The following is a 1,644-nucleotide window of genomic DNA, read 5'->3' as shown; positions in this document are numbered from 1 at the left end:
AGAAGGCATCCGCAATCCGCTTGCGGCGTATGACTTTTCGCTGTTCAGGCATGGTGTGTGGGGTTGGGCGGCAGGGTTTCGGCGTCGGGTTGTCGAGGTCGGAACGGAGTGTGTGATGCCGCCGTCGCCGCTGGGGTTGCTGGAGGAGCGTCGGGAGGCCGCTCGGGCGCGGGTGGAGGATCTGGAGGCCGAGTTGGGGCGCATCGAGGGTGAGCTGAAGTCGGCGAGGGCGTTGTTGGAGCGTCGGGTGGTGGCGGTGGAGGAGCTGGCCGAGGCGCTTGCCCCGGCCGAGGATGGCTCGGGGCCGGTGGAGGTAGGGGTGCGGGTGCCACCGAAGGGGGCGGTGGTCCCGGTGTGGCGGGAGGGTCTGGATCCGGTGGATGCGCTGGCGCCGGACTACCGGCGGCTGGTGGAGGCGGTGGAGTCCGGCGGGCAGGGCGGTGTCGGCCTGACCATGCGGGAGGTGGCGGTCGCGGTCGGCCGGGAGCCGGTCGCCGCGGTGACGGAGAACCTGCGGCAGAAGGCTCGGCGGCTGGTGGAGCGGGGCTGGCTGGAGGTCGACGGGTCCGGGAGCCGCTTCATGCCGCGGCGGCGGCCCCAGGCCGCGGGGTGACGCTGCGGGCCCGGCGGCGGGCGAGGCGTCGGCTCATGACCATGGTCATGGACCACAGGATCACGGCCTGGGCGCTGTCGGTGCGGGTCTCGTAGTCGCGGGCGAGGCGGCGTGAGCGCATGAGCCAGCCGAATGTCCTCTCTGCCACCCAGCGGCGCGGGACGACGCGGAACCCGGACAGGTCGTCGGTGCGCTTGACGATCTCGACGATCAGGGCGAGGTTGGTCTTCGCCCAGGTGACGAGGTCGCCGGTGTAGCCGCTGTCGGCCCAGATCCTGTGCAGGTGACGGTACTTGGCCTTCAGTGCGGGGAGGATGTCGGCGGCGGTGGCCCGGTCGCCGGCGTTGGCGGGTGTGACCAGGATCATCAGGAGCAGGCCGAGGGTGTCGACGACCAGGTGGCGCTTGCGGCCGTTGATTCTCTTCGCGCCGTCGTAGCCGCGCGTCGCACTGTGCACGCTGGCGGCGGCCTTGACCGACTGGGAGTCGATGACCGCCGCGGTCGGCTCGGGATCACGGCCCTGCGCGGTGCGGACGGCGGCGCGCACCCGGTCGTGGAACTCGGTCAGCAAGCCTGTGTCGCGCCAGCGGGTGAAGAAGGCGTGGACCCGCTTGTACGGCGGGAAGTCAGCGGGCAGCGCGGCCCATTTGACGCCGTTGTCGACGAGGTAGCGGATCGCGTCGAGCAGTTGGCGGTGGCAGTAGCCCTCCGGCCGCCCGCCTCGGCCGCTCATCCACGCCGGCACCGGCAGCAGATCCCGCACCGCCGCCCACTCGGCGTCGGTCATGTCGCTGTCGTAGCGTCGAACACGCTCGCTGTGGTCACCCGCGTTGCCGTACCGGTGCGCGAAGCAGTCACACGTTGGAGGAGCGAAGTTGCCGCCGACCGCGGCGACAGCATACAAATGCGGCAACAGGGCCTCCTTGCGCTTTCGGTCTCGACAACCTCAAAGCTGCACAGGGGCCCTGTCTTCATGCAGTGGCAACGCCGAGATCACCCGAATCGGGAACACGGGAACACTCGTGCTAACC

Annotated in this window: 2 protein-coding genes; one reads left to right on the top strand and one right to left on the bottom strand. The window is 70.4% G+C overall.

What is annotated here, in order from left to right; genetic code table 11:
- Positions 1-613 (top strand): hypothetical protein (locus ACGF0D_RS44230; protein WP_392926249.1); only part of this gene is annotated, 613 nt, incomplete at its 5' end.
- On the opposite strand, the gene ACGF0D_RS44225 is transcribed toward ACGF0D_RS44230, so the two are convergent.
- Complete coding sequence (locus ACGF0D_RS44225) at positions 579-1,400, bottom strand: IS5 family transposase (protein WP_392926246.1); 822 nt, start codon at positions 1,398-1,400, stop codon at positions 579-581. The genes ACGF0D_RS44230 and ACGF0D_RS44225 overlap by 35 nt on opposite strands.
- Positions 1,401-1,644 lie beyond the last annotated feature (244 nt).

It is taken from the genome of Kitasatospora sp. NPDC048298, from assembly GCF_043201465.1.
Classification (GTDB): Bacteria; Actinomycetota; Actinomycetes; order Streptomycetales; family Streptomycetaceae; genus Kitasatospora.
Note: the sequence above shows the minus strand (reverse complement) of the source record. Positions and strands in the feature narration are given on the sequence as shown.

Bases quoted from the DNA above. Each gene is read 5' to 3' on its own strand.
- ACGF0D_RS44225 (WP_392926246.1), bottom strand. From the start codon at position 1,400: ATGACCGACGCCGAGTGGGCGGCGGTGCGGGATCTGCTGCCGGTGCCG.